17 protein-coding genes are annotated in these 19101 nt (G+C 72.1%); 7 read left to right on the plus strand and 10 right to left on the minus strand.

Annotated elements, in window-relative coordinates:
* The coding region (locus ACFWBT_RS31210) for a hypothetical protein (RefSeq protein WP_385706332.1) at positions 1–550 on the minus strand (550 nt) is incomplete at its 3' end.
* A gap of 233 nt (positions 551–783) precedes the next feature.
* On the opposite strand from ACFWBT_RS31210, the gene ACFWBT_RS31215 reads away from it, so the two are divergent.
* The 3 genes from ACFWBT_RS31215 (at position 784) to ACFWBT_RS31225 (ending at position 4883) form a co-directional block, all read left to right on the plus strand.
* Complete coding sequence (locus tag ACFWBT_RS31215; protein WP_385706334.1) at positions 784–1284, plus strand: methylated-DNA--[protein]-cysteine S-methyltransferase; 501 nt, start codon at positions 784–786, stop codon at positions 1282–1284.
* Positions 1285–1391: 107 nt separating this feature from the next.
* Positions 1392–2441, plus strand: coding sequence for an LLM class flavin-dependent oxidoreductase (locus tag ACFWBT_RS31220; protein ID WP_385706336.1), 1050 nt, complete (start codon positions 1392–1394; stop codon positions 2439–2441).
* 87 nt (positions 2442–2528) lie between these two features.
* Complete coding sequence (locus tag ACFWBT_RS31225) at positions 2529–4883, plus strand: ATP-binding cassette domain-containing protein (RefSeq protein ID WP_385706338.1); 2355 nt, start codon at positions 2529–2531, stop codon at positions 4881–4883.
* Between the two features lie 32 nt (positions 4884–4915).
* On the opposite strand, the gene ACFWBT_RS31230 is transcribed toward ACFWBT_RS31225, so the two are convergent.
* The 5 genes from ACFWBT_RS31230 to ACFWBT_RS31250 all read right to left on the minus strand — a co-directional run bounded on the left by ACFWBT_RS31230 (position 4916) and on the right by ACFWBT_RS31250 (position 10273).
* Positions 4916–5869, minus strand: coding sequence for a lysophospholipid acyltransferase family protein (locus tag ACFWBT_RS31230; RefSeq protein WP_385706339.1), 954 nt, complete (start codon positions 5867–5869; stop codon positions 4916–4918).
* Positions 5869–6639, minus strand: a complete 771-nt coding sequence (locus ACFWBT_RS31235) for a GNAT family N-acetyltransferase (protein WP_385706340.1) — start codon at positions 6637–6639, stop codon at positions 5869–5871. The genes ACFWBT_RS31230 and ACFWBT_RS31235 overlap by 1 nt, the downstream gene beginning before the upstream one ends.
* A 265-nt stretch (positions 6640–6904) precedes the next feature.
* The gene (locus ACFWBT_RS31240; RefSeq protein ID WP_385706341.1) at positions 6905–7654 is read right to left on the minus strand and encodes a succinate dehydrogenase/fumarate reductase iron-sulfur subunit; all 750 of its coding nucleotides are present in this window, start codon (positions 7652–7654) and stop codon (positions 6905–6907) included.
* Complete coding sequence (locus tag ACFWBT_RS31245; protein WP_385706342.1) at positions 7651–9600, minus strand: fumarate reductase/succinate dehydrogenase flavoprotein subunit; 1950 nt, start codon at positions 9598–9600, stop codon at positions 7651–7653. Before ACFWBT_RS31245 ends, ACFWBT_RS31240 begins: the two co-directional genes overlap by 4 nt.
* A gap of 1 nt (position 9601) precedes the next feature.
* Positions 9602–10273 (minus strand): succinate dehydrogenase, encoded by a 672-nt coding sequence (locus tag ACFWBT_RS31250; protein WP_385706350.1) that lies wholly within the window; start codon positions 10271–10273, stop codon positions 9602–9604.
* A 119-nt stretch (positions 10274–10392) separates the two neighbouring features.
* Here ACFWBT_RS31250 and ACFWBT_RS31255 point away from each other — a divergent pair, with 119 nt between their 5' ends.
* Positions 10393–11286 (plus strand): LysR family transcriptional regulator, encoded by an 894-nt coding sequence (locus tag ACFWBT_RS31255; protein ID WP_385706343.1) that lies wholly within the window; start codon positions 10393–10395, stop codon positions 11284–11286.
* Between the two features lie 49 nt (positions 11287–11335).
* On the opposite strand, the gene ACFWBT_RS31260 is transcribed toward ACFWBT_RS31255, so the two are convergent.
* The 4 genes from ACFWBT_RS31260 to ACFWBT_RS31275 form a co-directional block, all read right to left on the minus strand.
* Entirely contained in the window at positions 11336–12115 is a 780-nt protein-coding gene (locus tag ACFWBT_RS31260; RefSeq protein ID WP_385706344.1) for an oxidoreductase, read from the minus strand.
* A 206-nt stretch (positions 12116–12321) separates the two neighbouring features.
* Positions 12322–14457 (minus strand): putative bifunctional diguanylate cyclase/phosphodiesterase, encoded by a 2136-nt coding sequence (locus tag ACFWBT_RS31265; RefSeq protein WP_385706345.1) that lies wholly within the window; start codon positions 14455–14457, stop codon positions 12322–12324.
* Complete coding sequence (locus tag ACFWBT_RS31270) at positions 14454–15266, minus strand: SAM-dependent methyltransferase (RefSeq protein WP_385706346.1); 813 nt, start codon at positions 15264–15266, stop codon at positions 14454–14456. Before ACFWBT_RS31270 ends, ACFWBT_RS31265 begins: the two co-directional genes overlap by 4 nt.
* 404 nt (positions 15267–15670) lie before the next feature.
* The gene (locus ACFWBT_RS31275) at positions 15671–16609 is read right to left on the minus strand and encodes an SCO0930 family lipoprotein (RefSeq protein ID WP_351554604.1); all 939 of its coding nucleotides are present in this window, start codon (positions 16607–16609) and stop codon (positions 15671–15673) included.
* Positions 16610–16880: 271 nt separating this feature from the next.
* Between ACFWBT_RS31275 and ACFWBT_RS31280 the strand changes: the two genes are divergently transcribed.
* The 3 genes from ACFWBT_RS31280 (at position 16881) to ACFWBT_RS31290 (ending at position 19086) form a co-directional block, all read left to right on the plus strand.
* Positions 16881–17507, plus strand: coding sequence for a hypothetical protein (locus tag ACFWBT_RS31280; RefSeq protein ID WP_385706347.1), 627 nt, complete (start codon positions 16881–16883; stop codon positions 17505–17507).
* A gap of 16 nt (positions 17508–17523) precedes the next feature.
* Positions 17524–18288: a hypothetical protein gene (locus ACFWBT_RS31285; protein ID WP_385706348.1), complete on the plus strand. Its 765-nt coding sequence runs from the start codon at positions 17524–17526 to the stop codon at positions 18286–18288.
* A gap of 267 nt (positions 18289–18555) precedes the next feature.
* Positions 18556–19086: a hypothetical protein gene (locus ACFWBT_RS31290; RefSeq protein ID WP_385706349.1), complete on the plus strand. Its 531-nt coding sequence runs from the start codon at positions 18556–18558 to the stop codon at positions 19084–19086.
* Positions 19087–19101: the final 15 nt, after the last annotated feature.

Below are 19101 nucleotides of genomic sequence, written 5' to 3' on the forward strand. Positions count from 1 at the left end.
CAGCCTTGGTCCCGACGCGCCGGTAGGCGTCGCCGGACGGCCCGCGGAAGGTGCCGTCCGGCGCGAAGGCCGCGACGACGGCCGCGGTGTCCCCCGCGTCGACGGCGGCCTTGTAGGCACCCACCACGTCGGAGGCGTGCGCCCGCGGGTCCGGCCGCAGCATCGGGCGGCGGACGACATGCCGGCCGAGCAGCGGCCGGCGGGAGTGGTGGATCCGCACCGGCAGCGGGGAGGCGGGTTCCACGGCGGCGGCCACGGGCAGCCCGGTGCGCTCGCCGTCGGGGCCCTCCAGGTGCACGACCCATTCGCCCACGGCCCGCCCGTCACCGAACGTGGTCGCGACCTCCTCGATGTCCACCTTCCGCTCCGCGCGCCAGGCGTCCTGCACGGCCAGCCAGGCGGCCAGGACACCGACGCCGCTGATCCGGCCCGCCTCCGGGTCGTCGAGGGCGACGGGTACGGTGGCGGACGCCGGGTCGCGCAGCGCGTCGGCGAGCTCGGCGGCGCCGAGCCGGTCGACGAGGTCGGGAATCTGCGGGATCCAGACCATGGGGACTCCTGAGCCGTGCGGAGTGGTCGTCTTCGATCGTGGGGCCGTACCGGCCCGGGCGCGACCTCAGCGGGCGGGGACGGTGACGTACCCGCGCCGCGCGTTCCGCTTTCCGCACCCCCTGCCCCGGCCACCCGCGCAGCGCGATGTCCGAATCCCGCCGGACGGAATGCCGCGCGGGCTGCACTGTTGAGGGTGAACACGGATGGCGACCTTGGAGAGGAACCGGCCCGATGACGGTCTACACGACGATGGACAGCCCGCTCGGCCGGCTGCTGCTGGTCGGCGAGGAGTCGGCCACCGCGAAGGGCGGCACAGCGCTCGCCGCCCTGTCCGTGCCCGGCCAGAAGCAGGGCGCGGTCGTCCAGGACGACTGGCGCGAGGACGCCGACGCCTTCCGGGAGATCGTCTCCCAGCTGCGCTCGTACTTCGACGGCCGGCTGACCGCGTTCGACATCGAGTACGTGACGCGCGGCAGCGACTTCCAGCGGCGCGTCTGGAAGGCCCTGGAGGCCATCCCGTACGGCACCACGCTCAGCTACGGCGAGATCGCCGCGCGGATCGGCGCGTCGAGGGCCGCGCTCCGTGCCGTCGGTACGGCGATCGGGGCGAACCCGCTGCTCGTCGTGCGCCCCTGCCACCGCGTGATCGGCGCGAGCGGCGCGCTCACCGGCTATGCCGGGGGCCTGGAGCGCAAGCGGCAGCTCCTGGACCTGGAGAACGTGCCGTCCTGACCGGCACGGGCGCCTTGCCCGCTCCGGACGCCGGGCGGATCATGGACGGCGCGGGTCGGTCAGCGGCGCGACCCCGAGACGACGGGTACCAGTACTCCGGAGCGGTCATGCAGAGCGAGCAGCGTCACGACGCCCCGCGGGAGCCGGGCCCCCGTCCGTGGTCCGTGCGCTTCTCGGTGCTGGACCGCTCCCGCACGCGCGAGGGGCACGAGACCGCCGAGGCCCTGCGCGACACGGTGGAGCTGGCACGCGCGGTGGAGCGGCTCGGCTATCACCGGTTCTGGGTCGCGGAGCACCACGGCGTCCCCGGTGTCGCCGGGTCCGCGCCCACCGTGCTGGCCGCCGCGGTCGCCGCCGCCACCCGGACGATCCGGGTCGGCACCGGCGGCGTGATGCTCCCGAACCATCAACCCCTCGTCGTGGCCGAGCAGTTCGGCGTTCTGGAGTCCCTGTTCCCCGGACGGATCGACATGGGTCTGGGCCGCTCCGTCGGCTTCACCGACGGGGTCCGCAGGGCGCTCGGCCGGGACAAGGACGCCGCCGAGTCCGCGGACTACGCGGCGCAGCTGGACGAACTGCTCGGCTGGTTCCGCGGCACCTCCCCGACCGGGGTGCACGCGCGCCCGTCCGAGGGCCTGACCGTGCCGCCGTTCGTGCTGGCCCTCGGCGAGGGCGCCGCGATCGCCGCGCGGGCGGGACTCCCGCTGGTCATCGGGGACCTCAGGAACCGGGAGCGGACGCGGCACGGCATCGACCGGTACCGCGAGACCTTCCGCCCCTCGGTCTGGGCGGCGGAGCCCTACGTCGTCGTCTCCGGCACGGTCGCGGTGGCCCCGAGCCCGGAGGAGGCCCGCCGGCTGCTGCTCCCCGAAGCCTGGTCGATGGCGTACGCCCGCACCCACGGCACGTTCCCGCCGCTGCCGCCCGCCGAGGGGGTCGAGGCCCTGACCATGACCGCCAGGGAGCGCGGCTTCTACGAGTCCGGTCTGACCGGCCATATCGCCGGCACCGAGGACCAGGTGGCCGACGAACTGCGGACGCTCGTCGAGGAGACCGGCGCCCAGGAGCTGCTGATCACCACCAGCACGTACGACCGGACCGCCCTCCTGGACTCCTACCGCCGCCTCGCCCGGGTCGCGGGTCTGGTCGCGACCTAGAATCGTGGGGTTTGCCCCGTGCCCCACCGACGCCCAGGCCCGGGCCCACCGGCTCGCGGTACCGGGCCGCCCTCAGGAGTCCCGCCGATGCCCAGCCCCGACGGCCGCCCCCACGACTCGTACGTCCGCGTCCGCGGTGCCCGGGAGCACAATCTGCGGGGTGTGGACGTCGACATCCCCCGGGACGTCCTCGTGGTGTTCACCGGTGTCTCGGGGTCCGGGAAGTCGTCGCTGGCCTTCGGGACGATCTACGCGGAGGCGCAGCGGCGGTACTTCGAGTCGGTCGCCCCGTACGCGCGGCGGCTGATCCATCAGGTGGGGGCGCCGAAGGTCGGTGAGATCACCGGGCTGCCGCCGGCGGTGTCCCTCCAGCAGCGGAGGTCGGCTCCGACCTCGCGCTCGTCCGTGGGCACGGTCACCAATCTGTCCAACTCGCTGCGGATGCTGTTCTCACGCGCGGGTGAGTATCCGGCCGGCGCCGCGCGGCTCGACTCGGACGCGTTCTCGCCGAACACGGCGGCCGGAGCCTGCCCCGAGTGCCATGGTCTCGGTCAAGTGCACCGAACGACGGAGGAGTTGCTCGTCCCCGATCCCTCGCTGTCGATCCGTGAGGGCGCGATCGCCGCCTGGCCGGGGGCCTGGCAGGGCAAGAACCTGCGGGACATCCTCGACACGCTCGGGTACGACGTGGACCGGCCCTGGCGCGAGCTGTCCGCCGAGGAGCGGGAGTGGATCCTGTTCACGGACGAGCAGCCGGTGGTCACCGTGCATCCGGTGCGCGAGGCCGAGCGCATCCAACGCCCGTACCAGGGCACGTACATGAGTGCGCGCCGCTATGTCCTGAAGACCTTCTCCGACACCAAGAGCGCCACCCTGCGGGCGAAGGCGGAGCGGTTCCTCTCCGGTGCTCCCTGTCCGCTGTGCGGCGGCAGCAGGCTGCGGCGCGAGGCGCTGGCGGTGACGTTCGCGGGGCGGAACATCGCCGAACTGGCCGCGCTGCCGCTGGTCGAACTCGCGCAGTCCCTCACGGGCGACTCCGAGACCGCCCGTGTCCTGACCGAGGACCTCACCTCCCGTATCGCGCCCGTCGTCGAACTCGGGCTCGGCTACCTCAGCCTCGACCGGGCCACCCCCACCCTGTCGGCCGGGGAACTCCAACGGCTGCGTCTGGCGACACAGTTGCGCTCCGGGCTCTTCGGCGTCGTGTACGTCCTCGACGAGCCGTCCGCCGGACTGCACCCGGCGGACACGGAGGCCCTGCTCACCGTGCTGGAGCGGCTGAAGGCGGCGGGCAACTCGGTGTTCGTCGTGGAGCACCACTTCGATGTCGTACGCGGCGCGGACTGGCTGGTCGACGTGGGCCCGCACGCCGGGGAGCACGGTGGGCGCGTGCTGCACAGCGGCCCGGTCGCCGCCCTCGAAGGCGTGCCGGAGTCCGCGACGGCGCGCTTCCTGTTCGACCGCTCCCCCGCTCCGGCGCGCCCGGTGCGCCCACCTCGCGGCCGGGTGACGGTCGGCCCGGTGAACCGGCACAATCTGCGCGGGGTCACCGCCGAGTTCCCGCTCGGTGTGTTCACCGCGGTCACCGGGGTCTCCGGCTCGGGGAAGTCCACGCTGATCGGCGAGGTGACGGAGGAGCTGGCGGGCGTCGGCCGGCTGGTCGGTGTCGATCAGAAGCCCATCGGTCGTACCCCCCGCTCCAACCTGGCCACGTACACGGGGCTGTTCGACGTGGTGCGCAAGGTGTTCGCCGCGACGGAGGAGGCCACGGCGCGCGGCTACGGCGTGGGCCGGTTCTCCTTCAACGTCGCCGGAGGGCGCTGCGAGACCTGTCAGGGCGAGGGCTTCGTCAGTGTGGAGCTGCTGTTCCTGCCCAGTACCTACGCCCCGTGCCCGGACTGCGGCGGCGCGCGCTACAACCCCGAGACCCTCGAAGTGACGTACCGGGGACGGAACATCGCGCAGGTCCTGGATCTGACGGTCGAGGCGGCGGCGCGGTTCTTCGCCGAGACGGACACCCCGGCCGTCACGCGCAGCCTCGCCACGCTGCTCGACGTGGGCCTCGGCTATCTTCGACTCGGCCAGTCCGCCACGGAGTTGTCGGGCGGCGAGGCCCAGCGCATCAAGTTGGCGAGCGAGTTGCAGCGGGTTCGCCGGGGGCACACCTTCTATCTGCTCGACGAGCCGACGACGGGACTGCATCCGGCCGATGTCGAGGTGCTGATGCGCCAGTTGCACGGTCTGGTGGACGCCGGGCACACCGTCGTGGTGGTGGAGCACGACATGGCGGTCGTGGCGGGCGCCGACTGGGTGATCGACCTGGGTCCCGGCGGGGGCGAGGAGGGCGGTCGCGTCGTCGCCGCCGGGCCGCCCGCGGAGGTGGCGACGGCGGCCGGCAGGACGGCGCCCTATCTCACCCGCGCGCTCGGGCGGCTCCGGTGACGGGATCCGTCCGGTGGCGCGGCCCCCGGACGTCAGGGGTGCGCCGTCGAAGCCGGACCGGCGTGGCGCTCACCCCCCTGTGCCGCGTCGGCCAGGGCGCGTCGGTCCGTATGGGCGCCCGGCGTGATGACGGGACACAGGGTGACCTCGGCCATCAGGCCGCGCGCCGACACCACCCGCCACAGCGAGGCGAGCAGCGAGTCCTCGCCGACGAAGGCGGGCGCGGTGCTCGCCGTCCCGCCGGCGAGCCGGTAGTGGATACGCACCGGCTGGACCGGCACCCCGGCGTCCAGCGCGGCCTGGAAGACGGCCCGGCGGTAGCGCCCCTGGGCGCGCCCGCACCAGGTGCTGCCCTCGGGGAAGGCCGCCACGGCCGAGCCGCCGCGCAGGGTCTCGGCGATCCGCTCCACCGTGCCGGGCAGGGCCCGGAGCCGGTCGCGGTCGATGAAGAGGGTGCCGCCACGGGCCGCCAGCGGCCCCACCACGGGCCAGCCGCGCACCTCCGTCTTGGCGACCATCCGCGCCGGGCGGACGGCGGCGAGCAGCGGGATGTCCAGCCATGAGATGTGGTTGGCCACGATCAGCAGTCCGCCGGTGGGCCGGGCGGCTCCGGTGATCCGCGTGCGGACCCCGGCGGTACGCACCACGGCGAGGCACCAGCGGCGGATCGACCGGTCGCGCGTCTGCGCCCGCATGCGGCCCACCAGCGGGATCAGGGAGACCCCGAGGACGACCACGAGCAGGAGCGCGGCCAGCCGCAGGACGGCACGCGGCACGCCCGTCCAGGGCCGTGCGGACTCCACGCAGCCGCGCGGGGAGCAGGGCGCGGTGGGCAGCCAGGCACTGACCCGCGGGGCGGGACGGTCGGCGACGGGCCGCCGTGGCGCGGGGACGGCTCCGGGGAGCACCACCGTTCCCGGCCGTCCGCCGCCCCGGGGGCGGCGGACGGTCACGAGGCGGGGCACTCCCGTGCGGGGCGCGCTCATCAGGCGGGAACGAGCGAGAGGAAGTGGCGGAGGTAGCGGGGGTCGACCCGGCTCATCGACAGCAGCACGTACATGTCCGCGACCCCGAAGTCCGCGTCGTGCGCGGGCTCCCCGCAGACCCACGCGCCCAGGCGGAGATAGCCGCGCAGCAGCGGGGGCAGCTCGGTGCGCCCGGGGCGGGCGACGCCCTCCGCGCTCCAGGGCAGCAGCGGACGGACGCGGAACTCCTCCGGCGCCAGGTGCTTGGCCCGCACCCGGTCCCAGGTGCCCGCGGCGAGCGTGCCGCCGTCGGCGAGCGGTAGGGAGCAGCAGCCGGCGAGCCACTCGTGGCCGCCGTCGACCATGTAGCGGGCTATCCCGGCCCAGATCAGGCCGATGACCGCGCCGTCGCGGTGGTCGGGGTGGACGCAGGAGCGGCCGACCTCGACCAGGCCGGAGCGGATGTGGGCCAGCGGCCCGAGGTCGAACTCGCTCTCCGAGTAGAGGCGTCCGGCGATCGCGGCACGCTCGGGCGGCAGCAGCCGGTAGGTGCCGACGACCTGGCCGGTCTCCGTGTCACGGACGAGCAGGTGGTCGCAGTACGCGTCGAAGGCGTCGATGTCGAGGCCCGGCTGTGGGGTGTTCAGGCGGGCGCCCATCTCCCCGGCGAAGACGTCGTGGCGCAGTCGCTGTGCGGCCCGGACGTCGGCCTCGTCGCGGGCCAGGGTGACGGTGTAGCGGGTGGGGGCGACGGGCTGGGGCGGGCTGTCGAGGGTGGAAACGCCGGTCATGGCACTCTCCTGGTCACGGGCCGGTTCGGCGGAAGGGGTACCCCTTGCTCGAACGGAGCTGAGAGCTCGGGGGAGGCAGGCCGGATCCGTTCGGTCTGCGCGCTCCTGTTCTTCCGATGCCGGTTGGCGTGCGCGTGACCAGTGCCAGGAGGGCGGATGTGAGGATGCTGAATGACAGGGGTGACCCGAAAAGCGAGACGGGACCGGGGCGTGAGCACCACACCCGGTCCCGCCCGTCCGCACCGTACGGCGAACGACTTCGTGCCTAACGCTTGCCCGCCCTGCGGGTCGCGCGCAGCCACTCCTTGTTCATGCCGGTGATGGAGAACAGCGGGATGCCCTTGGGGCAGGCGGTCGCGCACTCTCCGGTGAGGGTGCAGCCGCCGAAGCCCTCCTCGTCCATCCGCGCCACCATGTCGAGGACCCGGGTCTCCCGCTCCGGAGCGCCCTGGGGCAGCACGTTCAGGTGGTTCACCTTGGCCGAGGTGAACAGCATCGCCGCGCCGTTCGGGCAGGCCGCGACACAGGCGCCGCAGCCGATGCACTCGGCGTGCTCGAAGGCGAGGTCGGCGTCGGGTTTGGGTACGGGCGTGGCGTGTGCCTCGGGCGCGGCCCCGGTCGGGGCGGTGATGTAGCCGCCGGCCTGGATGATCCGGTCGAAGGCGGAGCGGTCGACCACGAGGTCCTTCACGACCGGGAAGGCGGAGGCCCGCCACGGCTCGATGTCGATCGTGTCGCCGTCGTGGAAGGACCGCATGTGGAGCTGGCAGGTGGTGGTGCGCTCGGGGCCGTGCGCGTCGCCGTTGATGACCAGGCTGCAGGCGCCGCAGATGCCCTCGCGGCAGTCGTGGTCGAAGGCGACGGGGTCGTCGCCCGTGAGGATGAGTTCCTCGTTGAGGGTGTCGAGCATCTCCAGGAAGGACATGTCGGCCGAGATGCCGTCCACCTCGTACGTGGACATCGCTCCGTCGGCGTCGGCGTTCTTCTGCCGCCAGACGCGCAGGGTGAGCTTCATGCGTAGCTCCGCTGGGTGGGGTGGACGTACTCGAAGACCAGGTCTTCCTTGTGCAGGACGGGCGCGTCGCCGGTGTCGGTGAACTCCCAGGCGGCGGCGTACGAGAACTCCTCGTCCCGGCGGGCCGCTTCGCCGTCCGGGGTCTGGGACTCCTCGCGGAAGTGACCGCCGCAGGACTCGGCGCGGTGCAGCGCGTCGAGGCACATCAGCTCGGCGAGTTCCAGGTAGTCGACGATCCGGTTGGCCTTCTCCAGGGACTGGTTGAACTCCTCGCCGGTTCCGGGCACCTTGATGCGCCGCCAGAACTCCTCGCGGATCTGCGGGATGCGCTCCAGGGCCTTGCGCAGTCCTGTCTCCGTGCGGGCCATGCCGCAGAACTCCCACATGAGTTCGCCGAGTTCGCGGTGGAAGGAGTCGGGGGTGCGGTCGCCGTCCACGGCGAGGAGCAGCCGCAGCCGGTCCTCCGTCTCGGCCAGCACCTCCTGGACGGCGGGGTGTTCGTCGGTGACGTCGTCGTGATGGGGGTTGCGGGCGAGGTAGTCGTTGATGGTCGATGGCAGCACGAAGTAGCCGTCGGCGAGTCCCTGCATGAGGGCCGAGGCGCCGAGCCGGTTCGCGCCGTGGTCGGAGAAGTTGGCCTCGCCGATGGCGAACAGGCCGGGGACGGTGGTCTGGAGGTCGTAGTCGACCCACAGTCCGCCCATCGTGTAGTGCACGGCGGGGTAGATCCGCATGGGCACGGTGTACGGGTCCTCGGCGGTGATCCGGGCGTACATGTCGAAGAGGTTGCCGTACTTCTCCTCGACCTGGGCGCGGCCCATCCGCCGGACGGCGTCGGCGAAGTCGAGGTAGACGCCCTGGCCGCCGGGGCCCACTCCCCTGCCCTCGTCGCAGACGTTCTTGGCGGCGCGGGAGGCGATGTCGCGGGGCACGAGGTTGCCGAAGGCGGGGTAGATGCGCTCCAGGTAGTAGTCGCGCTCGTCCTCGGGGATCTCGTTCGGCGGGCGGGTGTCGCCGTGCGCCTTGGGGACCCAGATGCGGCCGTCGTTGCGCAGCGACTCGCTCATCAGCGTCAGCTTCGACTGGTGGTCGCCGGTGCGCGGGATGCAGGTGGGGTGGATCTGGGTGAAGCAGGGGTTGGCGAAGTACGCGCCGCGCCGGTGGGCCCGCCAGACGGCGGTGGCGTTGGAGTTCATGGCGTTCGTCGAGAGGTAGAAGACGTTGCCGTAGCCGCCGCTCGCCAGGACGACTGCGTCCGCGTAGTACGTGTCGATCCTGCCGGTGATCAGGTCGCGGGCGACGATGCCGCGCGCGCGTCCGTCGACCACGATCAGGTCCAGCATCTCGGTGCGCGGGTGCATCTCGATGTTGCCGGCGGCGATCTGCCGGGACAGTGCCTGGTAGGCGCCGAGCAGGAGCTGCTGGCCGGTCTGGCCGCGGGCGTAGAAGGTGCGGGAGACCTGGACGCCGCCGAAGGAGCGGGTGTCGAGCAGGCCGCCGTACTCGCGTGCGAAGGGCACGCCCTGGGCGACGCACTGGTCGATGATCTCGACCGAGATCTGCGCCAGGCGGTGGACGTTGGACTCGCGCGCCCTGAAGTCGCCGCCCTTGACGGTGTCGTAGAAGAGCCGGTGGACGGAGTCGCCGTCGTTGCGGTAGTTCTTCGCCGCGTTGATGCCGCCCTGCGCGGCGATCGAGTGGGCACGGCGTGGGGAGTCCTGGTAGCAGAACTGGACGACCCGGTAGCCCTGTTCGGCGAGCGTGGCGCCCGCGGAGCCGCCCGCGAGGCCGGTGCCGACGACGATCACGGTGTGCTTGCGGCGGTTGGCCGGGTTGACCAGCCTGGCCTCGAAACGGCGCTTGTCCCAGCGCTCGTTGACGGGTCCCTGGGGGGCCTTGCCGTCGACGACCGGTTCACCGGTCCGGTAGGCAGCGTATGCGGTCATGTCAGCTCACCACTCCGGTCATGACACCGACGGGTACGGAGATGAATCCCGCCGTGAGCACCAGCGCGAGGACGTCGGCGACGGTTTTGAGGGCTCGGTCGCGGGTGCGGCTGCCGGCCCCGAGGGTCTGGGCGGCGCTCCAGAAGCCGTGCCGCACGTGCAGGCCGAGCGCGAGCATCGCGACGATGTAGACGACGTTGCCGTACCAGGTGGAGAAGGTGTCCACGACGTTCCGGTAGGGGTGGCCCTCCTGGAAGCCGCCGGAGTGCACGGTGCCGGTGGTCAGGTCGAGGAGGTGCCAGACGATGAACAGGCCGAGGATGATCCCGCCCCAGCGCATCGTGCGGGTGGCGTAGCTCGCGCCGCGCTTCTTGTGCACGTACTTGCTGGGCCGCGCCCTGATGTCGCGGCGGCTGAGCTGGTACGCGGAGACGGCGTGCGCGACCACGGCGCCGACCAGCACCACGCGGACGATCCACAGCGTCCACTCGTAGTGCATGAAGGGTTCGCCGACGGTGCGCAGCCAGTGCGCGTAGTGGTCGAACTCGCCCGCGCCGAAGTAGATCTTCAGGTTCCCGATCATGTGGGCGACCAGGTAGAGCAGCATGATCAGGCCGCTGACGGCCATCACGGTCTTCTTGCCGACGGAGCTGTCCCACACGGTGCGTGCCAAGGACGGCCGTCGGTCCGTCCGCGTTGCCAGAGCCATGGGACAGAACGCTAGGTCGCGGGATCCGATCAGTCCAAGACATGGTACGGCTGGTTTCCATAGGCATGAGCTATCGTCGAGGGGTGCAGTTCCAGCAGCTCCAGTACTTCGTGGCCGTCGCGGAGACCCGGCATTTCACCCGGGCCGCCGATCTGGTGCATGTCGCGCAGCCCTCGCTGTCCCAGCAGATCAAGGCGCTGGAGCGGGAGTTGGGGGCGGATCTGTTCCTGCGGGCGCGCGGGAACATCACGCTCACCGACGCGGGCGAGGCGCTGCTGCCGCTGGCCCGGCGCATCCTCGCGGACGCGGACACGGCCCGGCAGGAGGTGCAGGAGCTGGCCCAGCTGCGCAGCGGCCGGGTGCGGCTCGGCGCGACCCCGAGCCTGTGCACGGGCCTGCTGCCCGACGTGCTGCGCGCCTTCCACGACCGCTATCCGGGCATCCGTCTGCTGATCGAGGAGGGCGGCTCGCACGATCTCGTACGGGAACTCGCGCGCGGCGCTCTCGACCTCGCCCTGGTGGTCCTCCCCCTGCCCACCCCGTCCCCGGCGCTGACCACGGTGGAGCTGCTGCGCGAGGACCTGGTGGTGGTGTCGTCGCCGGACGCCCCGGCGCCCGGCGGTGGCGGCGCCGGCCGGCGCACGGTGCGGGTCGCCGATCTGGAGGGCGAGCGGCTCGTGATGTTCCGGCACGGCTACGACCTGCGGGAGCTGACCGTCGCCGCCTGTCGCGCCGAGGGTTTCGAACCCGACTTCGCGGTCGAGGGCGGCGAGATGGACGCGGTCCTCGGCTTCGTCCGGGCGGGCCTCGGCGTGGCCGTCGTCCCGCGTATGGTCGCCACCCGGTCCGGGCGCGGCCTGCGGGTGACGTCGCTGGCCCGGCCCGGTCTCCACCGGACGATCGCGCTGGCGCACCGCAGCGACGTGGCGCCGCCGCGGGCGGCCCGGGAGCTTCAGCGGATGCTGCTGGAACGCTGACGGCGGGCGGACCCGGGCGCGCGGCGCGGCACCGCGGGCCCGGCCCGGTTCACCACGTGGGGATGAAGCCGCCGTCGATGACGAAGTCGCTGCCGGTGATGTTGCGCGCGCGGTCCCCGGCGAGGAAGAGCACCAGGTCGGCGACCTCGGACGGCTTGGAGAAGCGGCCGGTGACGGTCGCGCCGGACGCCTGGGCGACCACGTCGTCGGGGGTGAGTCCGGCGGCCGCCGAGACCGTCGCCGCCACTCCCCCGCCGCCGAGCCACAGGTCGGTCTCCACCGGGCCGGGGCTCACGGTGTTGACCCGGACGCCCTTCGGGCCGACCTCTTTGGACAGCGCCTTGGAGAACGCGACCAGGGCGGCCTTGCCCGCGCTGTAGTCGATGACGAGGGGGTCGGGCAGGGTGGCATTGACCGAGCCGATCGTCACGACCGAGCCCTGTCCGGCGGCCAGCATCGACGGCAGGGCCGCACGGGTGACCCGTACGGCCGTGAGCAGGTTCAGATCGACGGTGCGCCGCCACTGCTCGTCGGTCACCGACAGGAAGCCACCGGTGCGGGCGGGGGCCGAGCCCACGTTGTTGACGAGGACGTCGATCCGCCCGCCCGCCGCCTCGACGAGCCGCCCCGCCGCGTCGGGTTCGGCGAGGTCGACCGGCACCCAGGTGACGTGGCCCTTGTCGACCAGCGCGTCGAGACCCGGGGACGTGCCGCGGGAGCCGGCGATCACCGTCGCGCCCGCGCCGGCCAGCGCCTCGGTGACCGCGAGTCCGATGCCCTTGCTGGCTCCGGTGACGACGGCGGTCCTGCCCTGAAGTTCCGTGCTCATCCGTCTCGGCTCCATCTGTGAGAGGTGCGTGCTGTCAGTGAGACATACGGAGGGCCGGGCGCGCGAGGCGTGCGGGCGGCGGGCGCCCCGGCCGCCGGGCGGGTCATGACGTCCGGCACGGTACGGCGGACCGTCCTCCCACGCCGGCGCGGCGCGGCCTCCGTTCCGGGAGACCGCGCCGCGTGGGTGCGGCCGCGTGGGTGCGCTCAGGCGGTCGCGTCGACCAGCGCCAGCTCGTGCAGCCGCTCCGGCGGTCCGGGCCGGGCGTAGTACCAGCCCTGGGCGGTGTCGCAGCCCAGTATCCGCAGCTGTTCGGCCTGGGCGCCGGTCTCCACGCCCTCGACCGTGACCGCGAGGTCGAGGCTGTGGGCGAGGGAGACGATGCCCTCGACGATCTTCAGGTCGACCGGATCCGCCGGGAACTGCTGCATGCCCTGGGTGAAGGACCGGTCCAGTTTGAGGATGCTGACCGGCAGGCGGCGGAGGTTGGCGAGATTGGAGTAGCCGGTGCCGAAGTCGTCGAGGGCGATGTCGACACCCATCTCGGCGAGCCGGCGCAGGGGTTTGAGCAGGTCGTCGTCGGCGCCGATCAGCGCGGACTCGGTGACCTCCAGGCACAGCGCCCGGGCGTCGAGGCCTTCGCGTTCCAGGATGTCGACCGTGTCCTGGACCAGGCCGGGATGGGTCAGCTGGCAGGGCGAGAGATTGACGTTGACGCGGAGCGGGCGCGCGCCGGAGTGCCGTTCCTGCCAGGTGCGGGCCTGGCGCACCGACTGCTCCAGGACCCAGCGGCCGAGCGGCACGATCAGTCCCGTGTGCTCGGCGAGCGGGATGAAACGGTCGGGGCCGAGGACGCCGTGCTGCGGGTGCAGCCAGCGCACCAGCGCCTCCGCGCCGCGCACGCTGCCGTCGCCGAGGTGCACCAGCGGCTGGTACTCGATGAAGAACTCGCCCCGGTCCAGGGCGGCGGGCAGCGCGGTGGTGAGGCCGTTGCGGGTGATGGCGCGGGCGTCGGCCTCGGGGTCGGCCAGTTCGAAGCGGTTGCCGCCCGCGGACTTGGCCCGGTACATCGTGATGTCGGCGCTGCGCAGCACCTCGGCGGCGCCGCGCTCTCCGGCCGGGCCCTCGACGACGCCGACACTGCCCCGCACGGTCAGGTCGCGGCCGTCGACCCTGATCGGGGTGACGAGCGCGTTCATGATGCGCCCGGCCAACTCGTCGACCTCGCGTTCGGTGTTCGGGCCGGTGGTGAGGGCCACGAACTCGTCGCCGCCGAGCCGGGCGACCATCTCGCCGGGGGCGGTGGCGCAGGACTGGAGGCGGTCGGCGACCTCGACGAGCAGCCGGTCGCCGGCCGCGTGCCCGAGGCTGTCGTTGATGGTCTTGAAGCCGTCGAGGTCGAGGTAGCACAGGCCGAAGCGCTGGCCCTCCCCCGCGGCCAGCGCCTTCTCCAGGCGCTCGAAGAACAGCGTCCGGTTGGGCAGTCCGGTGAGCGCGTCGTGCGTCGCCTCGTAGCGCAGCCGCAGATTGAGGAGCCGCCGCTCGGTGGTGTCCTCCATCAGCGCCAGCTGGTACTGGGGTTCGCCGTCCGCGTCGCGCAGCAGCGAGACCGTCAGGTTGGTCCACAGGGCGGTGCCGTCGGGGCGGTAGAACGCCTTCTCGACGTGATAGTGCTCGCGCTCGCCGCGCACCAACTCCTCGTACAGCCGCCACACTTGGGGCGCGTCCTCGGCGTGCGTCCACTCCGTGACCCGGCGGCCGCGCATGGACTGTTCGGAGCCGCCGAACATCCGCAGCAGGGCTCCGTTGACCTGGAGGATGTTGCCGTCGAGGTCGGCGATGCCGATGCCTATGGCCGCGCCCTCGAAGACCGCGCGGAAGCGGGCCTCGCTGTCGTGCAGCGCCTCGGCGACCGCGCTGCGCGCGGTCAACGCCGCCTGGGAGATGGCCTGCTGCTCGGCGAGCGTCCGCTCCCGAAGCGCCTGCGCGTATCCGGCGGCCATGGCGTGCTGGAGCCGGGCGGAGCGGGTCCGCAGCGCCTCCTGGGGCCCGTCCTCGCCGCAGTAGAGCACCAGGTAGGCGTCGACGCAGTCGAGGGCGCGGCTGAGCGCCTCGGGGTCGGTGCAGTGTGCGGCGACGAGCGCGGCGCCAACGGCCCGGCCCTCGGCCGCCTCGAAGTTCCTGGCGCGCAGCGCCTCACTCAACCGCCGTGCGAGCGGCAGTAGTTGCTTCTCGAACTCGGGCCGGGTCAGCGAGGTGGAGGTGACGGGGAAGACCGCGCGGCTCCAGATCGTCGCGAACCGGCGCAGTCTGTCCTCCGGCCCGTCCGGCTCGGCGGTCACGCCGTGCGTCCCACGCCGCCGAACCCGGAGAAGGAATAGGGATCCTCGTCCTCGGGTGCCGTGTCGGGCCGCCAGTTCGGCATCGGCACCAGTCCGGGTTCCACCATGTCGTACCCCTCGAAGAACCGCGCGATCTCGTCGCGCGTACGCATGATCAGCGGGTTGCGGATGTTCTTGTAGACGTCGACCGTGCCCTCGGCCTGCTCCTTCGGGAGCGGAATTCCCTCGAAGGAGGCATGCGTGACGACGAGCAGGCTGCCCGGCGCGAGGGCGTCGCGCAGTTCGGCCACCGCCCGGTACGGGTCGTCCGCGTCTTCCACGAAGTGAAGTATGGCAACGAGAAGCAGGGCGACCGGCCGGTTCAGGTCGATCAGTTGCTGAACCTGGGTGCTCGCCAGGATTTCCTGGGGCTTGAGAAGATCGGCGGCGACGACGTCCGCGTCCTCGTTGTCCCGCAGCACGGCCTGGCTGTGTGCGACGGCAACCGGATCGTGGTCGACGTAGACGACCCGTGCGCCGGGCCGGACGGTCTGGGCGATCTCGTGGACATTGCCGAATGTCGGGATGCCTGAGCCGATGTCGAGGAACTGATCGATGCCCTCGCCGGCCGCGAAGCGAACGGCCCGGCGCATGAACGCCCGGTTCGCCTGCATGACTTTGGGAAGTCCCGGCATGAACTCCATCGCCTTGCGTGCCGCTTCCCGGTCGACCTCGAAGTTGTGCGAACCGCCCAGGTAGTAGTCGTAGATACGGGACACACTCGGCACTGAGATGTCAATGCTGCGGGGGGCCCAGGCGGGACGCTCCATCTATCTCTCCAAGGCGTAGGCGACGGCGTAGACGATCCGGTGTTCGAGCAGAGGCTACTGATCGCCCGCCAAAGGAGCGAGTCAAAACGGAAATTGGCCGTCCGTTCACCGTCACTGCCAAGGGCACGTGCCGAATTGGCGCCTGCGAACGTCACTGTCGCACGCCACGCACCGCCGCCGCGAAATCGCTCCGAAGCATTCCAAAAAGCTCCGCGGAGTCACGAAGCGTGGCCACGTCGCCCGGAGAGCAACCGCGTTCTTTCACATCCGGGCCGCACGCCGGGACCTTTCACGTCGCCACGCAGCCGAAATGTTTCGGCCACGCCCGGACACAACACCGGACATGACAAAGGTCCGCCCCCTCCGTGCGGTGCGGAGGGGGCGGACCCTGAAGAGGCGATTCCCTACTCGGAGGCGCCGACCGGCTTTCCTTCGGGAGAGACGGCGTACCACGTGCCGCCGACTCCCTGACCGTTGGTGTCACCGGGAGCGGTGTCACCGGAGAAGGTGTAGATCGGCCAGCAGTTGACCGACATCTGCTTGACGCCGTCCGGGCGGGTGAAGGGCATCAGGCCCTTCTTCTTGACGCCCTTGGTGTCATCCTCGGAGACCGGCGCGACAGCGGGCCACTTCTCCAGGCAGGCGCCGGTGCAGGCCGACTTCGAGACGGGCCAGGCCTGGTCCTTCATGAAGCGGTAGACGGTCATCCCGTTCTTGTCGACGACGATCTCGCCGAGCTTCGGGTCCTTGCGGACCGACAGGCCGGGCAGGTCGGCCAGCGTGGCCTTCTTGCCGTTGGGCGCGGAGGCGAACCAAGTACCGCCCACACCCTGGCCGTTGGCGTCTCCGGCCTTGGTGTCCTTGGCATACCGGTACATGGGCCAGCCGCCTATGGTCAGCTGCTTCGTACCGTCGGATCGGGTGACCTCGCCGAGCAGTGCCTTGTCGACGCCGGTGGCGGCCTCGGCGCCGTCGGCGGGCACGGGCGGCCAGGCGGTCGCGCAGTCGCCGTTGCAGCTCGACTTCGGCGGTTCGGCGGTATCCTTGTCGAAGCGGTAAAGGGTGAGTCCGGCCCCGTCGGTGAGTACCTTGCCGAGCTTCGCGCTCTCCGACACGGCGAGCTGACCCGCGGTTTCCGCCTTGGCACCGGCGGTCTCCTTGGAATCGGCGCCGTAGCCGTTGCCCGCGGTGGTGCTCGTCCCGTATCCACCCGCGGCGGCGGTAGCCCCCACGTTCTGGCTGCCCGTCGAAGGGGTGCCCTGTTCCTGACCACACGCCGTCGTGAGCGCCAGCACGGCCGCAGCTGACGCTACGAGTGAGGCGCTCCGCCAGGAGGTCTTCATTGGTAACTCCCGCTGTTCGCGTAAATGTTGCAGCGCCCTACTGCGCCGCGCATGGCCCTAGGTACGGGCGGGAGGGGCAGGAGTGTTCAAACAGGCCGCAAATTTCTTTCGGAAGCCTGTGACGCAAGCGGCACCTCTAGCACACACGTGCGCCGGCCGGCCGCGTTTCCCGCCTCGCACGTCAAGCCGCCGGGAGTCGGACGTACCCCCTTCGGGGGCAATCCCGGACACTGCGGCGCGGCCCGGTCCGGCGCGCCCCATGATCTTCGTCGTGCATGCACCCCAACGGACCCGATCCGCCCTCGTCATACGGGCATTGGCGCTGACGGCGCTCACCTGGCTCCTCGTCGGCGCGCCGAGCGGTACGGCCGCGGCCGACGCCTGCGCCTACGCCTCCACGGGCCCGGACAGCGGCGGGACCACCGCGGTGGCCGTGGCGGGCAGCGGGGCGGTCGCGGTCGCCGGGAACACCATCCGGTGCCCGGCCCCGACCACACCCCCGCCCTGCCCGCCGACCCCCACACCGACCCCGCCACCGCCCCCGAAGCCCCCTCCGCCGCCGAAGCCGAAGCCGACGCCGCCTCCCCCACCCACCCACGCGCCGAAGCCCGAACCACCGCCTCCTCCGCCGCCACCGCCACCGCCTCCGCCTCCCCCAGCGCCGAAACCGAAGCCCGCGCCGCCACGGCCGGCGGCGGTCCCGGCGCCGAGACCCACGCCGAAGCCCGAGCCCACGCCGAGCGCGCGTCCGGCGCCCGCACCGGCCCCGGTCAGCTATCCGGCGTACCGCACCCCGCCGCACAAGCACCCGCCCCGCAGCGGTCCGTCGCTGGTCTCGTTCACCCTGCTCATCACCGCGCCCGCGGTGCTCGCCGTCGCGGCGCTGCGCCCGCGCTGACCCCTGGAGGCAAACTTTGTCGGATTGGCTTGTTCTCGCCCTCGCGATGGCGGCCGCGTGCCTCGTGGTCCTCATCGTGACCCTCGTACGCCATCGCAGGGCCCGCGAGGACGAGGACCCCACCGAGACCCCGGACGTCATCGAGTACATGACGATGATGATCGGCGTGGTGTACGCCATCGTCCTCGGTCTGGCCATCGCCGGTGTCTGGGAGGCCCGCGGCGGCGCCCAGGACCATGTGCAGGCGGAGGCCCAGGCCCTGCACGAGATCTCCGAGCGGGTCCGGGTCTACCCGCCCGACGTGCGCGACCGCATCCGCGGCGATGTGGACGCGTACGTTCATTTCGTGGTGACCACCGAGTGGAAGGCCATGGCCGAGCACGGCGAGGTGACCGCCGAGGGAGCCCGGCTCTTCGAGGACATCCGGCACGACGTCACCGACTACGAGCCGAAGACGGACTTCGAGGCGCAGGCCTACCAGCCGCTCCTCGACCAGGTGACGGCGGCCGACGCCGCCCGCAGCGCCCGGGCCGACTCGACCGGGGCGACCATGCCGGGGGTGGTGTGGTTCGGGCTCATCACCGGCGCCGTCGTCACGGTCGGAATGATCTTCGCGCTGCAGATCCGGCGCACCGCCCGGGAATTGATCCTGGCCGGGCTGTTCTCCGCCCTGATCGCCTTCCTGCTGTTCCTGATCTGGGACTTCGACGCGCCCTACAGCCGTGGGATCACGGCGTCGGCCGAGCCCTTCACGGCTCTCTTCCCGAACCTTCCCGGGTGACGGAACCGCCTTCGCGGGTGACGGAACCGCCTTCGCGGGTGACGGATCCCTGAGCGGGACGCGGCGGCCGGGGGACACACGCCACGCCGTGTCCGTCCCCCGGCCGTACGCATGCCACCCCCCGGACGGCCCACACGATTGACCCGTTCGCGCGACTGGGATCGCGCCGGCGGACACCCTTTCCTAGCGTTTCGATCATCGAGGTGCATTTCTGGCGCGAGCGGAAAAGGTCCGCAGCAAGGCTCCTCGGGGACCTGGAGGCTCACCATGCGCGCGATACGCGTCGCTTCGGCCGCACTGCTGGGCGTGACCGCCCTGACCTTCACCGCACCCGCCGCCCTCGCCGGTGACGGGGACAGCCACAACATCACCCCCTTCGCCTTCAGCGTGCAGCCGTCGACCGTCGCCGCGGGCGGCCAGGTGTCGCTGCTCCTGAAGCGGGACGGCGGGTGCAGGGGAAGCGCCACGGTCACCTCCGGTGTCTTCGACACCGTCACCATCCCGCCGGGGCAGTCCTCGGCCACCGCCATGGTCGACTGGGACGCCAGACCCGGGGCCGTGTACGACGTGACGTTCTCGTGCGGCGGAGCGAGCGGCAGCACCGGTCTCACCATCGCCGGGGGCCGGCCGACCACTCCGACCCCGGTCCCGCTCCAGCAGGGCGTCCGGGCCGGTGTCGGCGGCAGCGCCGGCGGCTTCGACCTGAAGGAGATCGGGATGGGAGCGGCGCTCATCGCCGGTTCCGTCGGCGCGGCCTGGTACATGTCCCGCCGGCGCACCTCGTCCGACGACTCCTGACGGAGCGGCACAGCC

The organism is Streptomyces sp. NPDC060027, assembly GCF_042737005.1.
Taxonomy (GTDB): Bacteria; Actinomycetota; Actinomycetes; order Streptomycetales; family Streptomycetaceae; genus Streptomyces.